The 4,657-nt window shown below is 36.3% G+C and carries 5 protein-coding genes; all 5 read left to right on the top strand.

The window, feature by feature from the left end; all coding sequences use genetic code 11:
* Positions 1-387: 387 nt before the first annotated feature.
* Positions 388-1,143: a DUF4313 domain-containing protein gene (locus ACTQXY_RS15130; RefSeq protein ID WP_441660163.1), complete on the top strand. Its 756-nt coding sequence runs from the start codon at positions 388-390 to the stop codon at positions 1,141-1,143.
* A 43-nt stretch (positions 1,144-1,186) separates the two neighbouring features.
* A complete protein-coding gene (locus ACTQXY_RS15125) occupies positions 1,187-1,735 on the top strand; it encodes a hypothetical protein (RefSeq protein ID WP_441660162.1) in 549 nt (182 codons plus the stop codon).
* 95 nt (positions 1,736-1,830) lie between these two features.
* Positions 1,831-2,586, top strand: a complete 756-nt coding sequence (locus ACTQXY_RS15120) for a single-stranded DNA-binding protein (protein WP_441660161.1) — start codon at positions 1,831-1,833, stop codon at positions 2,584-2,586.
* 38 nt (positions 2,587-2,624) lie between these two features.
* On the top strand, positions 2,625-3,263 hold the full coding sequence (locus tag ACTQXY_RS15115) for a hypothetical protein (protein ID WP_441660160.1): 639 nt from the start codon (positions 2,625-2,627) through the stop codon (positions 3,261-3,263).
* A 4-nt stretch (positions 3,264-3,267) separates the two neighbouring features.
* On the top strand, positions 3,268-4,578 hold the full coding sequence (locus tag ACTQXY_RS15110; RefSeq protein ID WP_441660159.1) for a helix-hairpin-helix domain-containing protein: 1,311 nt from the start codon (positions 3,268-3,270) through the stop codon (positions 4,576-4,578).
* The last annotated feature ends 79 nt before the right edge of the window (positions 4,579-4,657 follow it).

The following is a 4,657-nucleotide window of genomic DNA, read 5'->3' as shown; positions in this document are numbered from 1 at the left end:
CGGTATGTAATTGGATTGCGCCCAATGAAGCATTTAGAAGAAGTGTTAAATTCTTAAAAAAGAGACAGCAGGCAAAGTCAGAAAAAGAGGATCATTCATGCGTTTGTCGTGGGATACAGCATGTAAATATTGACATATACTATATATTGTGATAAGGTAAAAAGGAATTTACATTTATACTCATAAATATCAAAGATGAGTACAAAAATTTCTTCCGGTATAGAATCGGAAACACGTTTTAGAAACAGGTGGCTGTTTCAGTTAAGAAATAAAGATTTATAAGGTATTTAGAATGAAAAACATTCTAGGTGCCTTTTTTTATTTCAATCAAATGCAAAGGAGGATAGCACATAAGCCACAAAAGAAAGAAGAACAGGAGGAAAAATCATGAATCAAGAGTATTTAAAGGGGATTCACAGTGAGATGTGCAGTAAAGATGCAGTTATTTTTCAGGCTACGGAAAATAATATTATCAGTTTCTTGAAGAACAGCTTATCAGCAGAACGCTCTGAAATAAGAACGCTAGATGGGAAACGCTTTTTAACAACGATAAAAGGAAAATGGATTGATATTTGTCCTGACAGGGTTTATTTGGAAGAAAAGTTAAAACCATTGATACAGGCTGTAAAAGAAGGAAGAAAGAGGCTGCTGCCATTACAGAAGATCAGAGTAGAACAATTAGAAGGATATTGTCCACCCTTACCAGATTGGAACTATTTTTTCTGGTTAGGCTGCAGCAATGAAGAATACGAAAAATATAGGAACCAGAAGGAACCTAAAACAGTCCCATATAAGGCCTTCGGAGAGGAATTCCCGATACAGTTAAAAGTAGATGAATATATGGGTACAGGGAATCTGTCAATCGAAATGATTAACTGGAAGTATAAATATCCTTCACCATGGGCGGTGCTGACTGTTGATCTGGATGAGGTATGTGAAAAAGATTGCTCTTATGTGGATACAAACCATCATGGAAGAAAAATATTGTCGTGGATCATAGAAAATGGATTAGGGGAAGTGACAGGAGAAAGCAAAAGAATCGGATATTGTACTTATGAGAAAGTTCACTTCATCCCTGAAAAACTAAAGGATTATGATTCTGAAGGGTATCAAAAATATGAAACAAAATTTGAAGAAATATAAAAACTGGATAATAAAAAGTTTCCAGAGAACAGGAGGAATCAGGATGAAAAATTATGAGTATGAACAGAATAAAAATTATGAAAGTACAAAACAAATGTTTGAAGCATGCCGAAAGGATGTAGGTTATACTAAGAGAGTTAGAATAACAATACCAACGGTAAATGATGAGATTTGCTTTGCCGATATTCCGGAATATGGAGTTTGTATCACTTCGCAATTTGAAAATGGTCTATGTGGGGAAATTATCTGGTGCCGTAGTGGAGATGATATCTATATGTTACATAGCAGTATCCGTCTGGCAGACCATACAGTATGGCTTCAGATGGATAAAAAAGGAAACGGCGAGGCACTGCATTTAAAACTTTTTCAAAATGAAGGGAATGTAAACGGACAGAAGGAGGGGTTCCAGGGGATTTACATTTCGCCTCTTATGCAGGTGAAACGGTTCTATGAAGGCTGTTTTTGGCCCAATTATATAAAAGGCATAAAACCAGTAGCAGAGGAGAACCTGAACCTATACGAAATTTTAAAAAGGATTATAAGATGTATTGGATCTGATTTTCAGTATGATTTAGAAACAATGCAGATATAAGATATGGCATTTAGAATGAAAATTCCAAGTGCCTTTTTTATACCCATTTGGCAGGAAAGAGTTTTCCTGCCAGAATCAAAAAAAGGAGATGGATTATGAATGAACTTATAATGACAGGATACGTTGCGACAGAACCTGAAATCAATGAATTTAAGAGGAAACGACGCAAGAACAAGAAGACTCCTCAATATGGTCTAGCTGCTAATTTTCGTATTTCGGTAAAGCGTTCCTTTAAGAAAAAAGATGGAAAAAAATATGATTATTTTTGCTGTTCGGCTTTTGATAAATCAGCAGAATATATCGAAGAGTACATTGAAGAGGGGGATTATATTGGAATCCATGGAACACTTTTAAATGACAATTACGAAAATGATGATGGGGATATGGTATATAAGGATCAGATTACTGTGATCCGGATTGAACTTCTTAGAAAGCGAAATGACGAAGAGGAAGAATATGAGGATGAGGAAGAGACAGAAGATGATTATGAAGACGACGATTATGAAGAGGAAGAATATGAGGATGACTACGAAGATGACTATGAAGATAACGAAGAGGAGGCAGATGAGGATGAAGAGTACGAAGAAGAAAAAGGATATCGTAGAAGTGTAAGAAAAACAAATAAAAATACGGCATCTTCGTATAAGAGAAACAGTAAGCAGAAGAAAAACTCTCCTAAAAAGAGAACAGAATTAAGAAAAAGAGAGAAAGCAAATTCAGAAAGAAGAAACCGGCAGGCGAAAAGACGTTCGCCAGAGAGAAAACGTAGTGATGGCAGAAAGCGTAATCTGGTAGATGAGGAATTTGAGCGTGTACAGGAATCAGAGTATAACAATTATGGATTTGATTGAACATAGAAGTGTTTTAGCAGAAAGGAACTTGTACTGTTATGAGTAATAAATGGAAATACTTTCTCAAAAAGTATCAAAATTTTTGTATTGTATCGGGTATTGCAGGATTTCTGTTAGCCCCGTTTTTATGGCCGTTTTTCCTCGCAATTCTGGTAAATACATTATCCTTGACAGTGCCGATTCTATTGGTATATTTAGCAATTTGCCGATTGAAAAAGAAACCAGAAGAAGTAAAAAGAGAGAAGTCTACAGAGGATTCCCAAAGTGGGAAGCAACAAGCAAAAAGAGATGAAGAAAAGACAATGAAAAGAGAGAAGCCGATTGTTCAAACTTCCAGACAGGAACAAACGGCGGGAAAGAAAATGCAAAAAGAAAGGGAAACATGTGTTTCTAAAGAACGAAATGAAGTAGATAAAGCAGCAAGGGACTGGTATATCATGGAGGGAAGAGAAAAAATTCATCGTATTTCCATGAAACTGGCGGCAGAAGGCATTAACTCTTTTTCCATTGGAAAAGATGGGCTGTGCAGTATTCGAACAGAAAAAGGCTTTTGCAGGGTTGCAGCAATTCGTGATTTTCCGGCTCAAAAGATTCTGACAATCAAGAAAGAATTGGAAAAAGAAGGGACTTATTATGTAAAACTCTCTGGACGCTATATGTGGATTACAAGGAGGTAATGTTTTGTTAGAATGCAGATATTCTTCTTCCATTTATTATAATCAGGAAAATGGATATACTGTGGCGGTATATGAAACAGAAAATGAAATTCCTGAAGGGAAGAATGGAATTGGAAAACAGCAGTTTATAGCCGTTGGCTGTGAACTGCCCCAAAATGAAGGGTTGGATATATCTTTAAAAGGACAGTGGAAAAAATCGGAAAAGTATGGGAAACAGTATCATGTATCTTCTTTCCAGATTCAGATGCCAACAACAGAAGAAGGAGTGAAAGCGTACCTTTCTTCCGGATTGATCAAGGGAATTGGACCTGTTATCGCAGAAAGGATTGTAGAACGGTTTGGGAAAAATACCTTCTATGTTTTTGAAGAATGTCCGGAACGATTGCTTGAAATTCCCGGCATTACACAAAAAAAACTAGAAAATATTTTAGATGGATATTATCAAAGTGAAAATATTCGTCAACTTTCGCTTTTTTTATCTTCTGCGGGTGTAACACCAAAGAAGATAGAAAAAATACAGGAACATTTTGGACACAAAGCAGTCAGCATTATTAAAAAAGATCCATTCCGGCTGTGTGAAATGGAAGGTTTTGGATTTAAAACGGTCGATCCAATAGCAAGGAAAGTGAAACATTTTCAGGCAGATAATCCTTTACGGATAAAGGCAGCCATATTATATGTTTTAAAAGAAGCAGAAGGGGAAGGGCATCTCTATTTAGAGGTGCCTGAAATTTTAAGAAAAACAAAACCCCTGTTGTTTCTGGGGGATAAAAAAGGCAGTGTCACAGAACGTAAAATTCGTGATGCAGGAAATTCCCTTATCAAAGATGATAAAGAACTGGTCTGCAGTTATACAAAAATTTACTCTAAGAAAAATTATGAGGCGGAACAAAAGGCAGTGCTTCAACTTGCGGAATTTAGCAGATATCCATTAAAGCAGTATGAGGTAGAAAAATGGATTTCCAGTTTGGAGACAAAAGAGAGAATCAAACTGGCTGAAAGACAAAGAGAAGGGATAGAAATGGTCTTTCAAAATCCGGTTTCTATTATAACAGGAGGACCTGGAAGTGGAAAAACAACACTGCTGCGTTTTATTGTCATGATACAAGAAAAAATAAATATGGATAGCATGATCCTTCTGGCAGCACCTACTGGGAGAGCAAGACAAAGAATGTATGAGGCAACCAGATATCCAGCATTAACGATACATAAGAGTATCGGGCTTACAGGAGCAGAAGGGGAAGATGCTTGGAATAGTGGAGAAATGCTTTCGGATGATTTAATTACTCAAACTTCCCACACCAATAAGGTGTGATTAACCTTGAAAATTCAATATTTCAGCCAATTAAAAAGGCATAAATACGTTCCTTTGGTATAATGGAATTGTCGAAAAA

It is taken from the genome of Faecalimonas sp. LCP19S3_D12 (assembly GCF_052121495.1).
In the GTDB taxonomy this organism is placed as follows: domain Bacteria; phylum Bacillota; class Clostridia; order Lachnospirales; family Lachnospiraceae; genus Faecalimonas.
The sequence above is the reverse complement of the archived record's forward strand: the minus strand, read 5'-3'. Positions and strand labels throughout refer to the sequence as shown.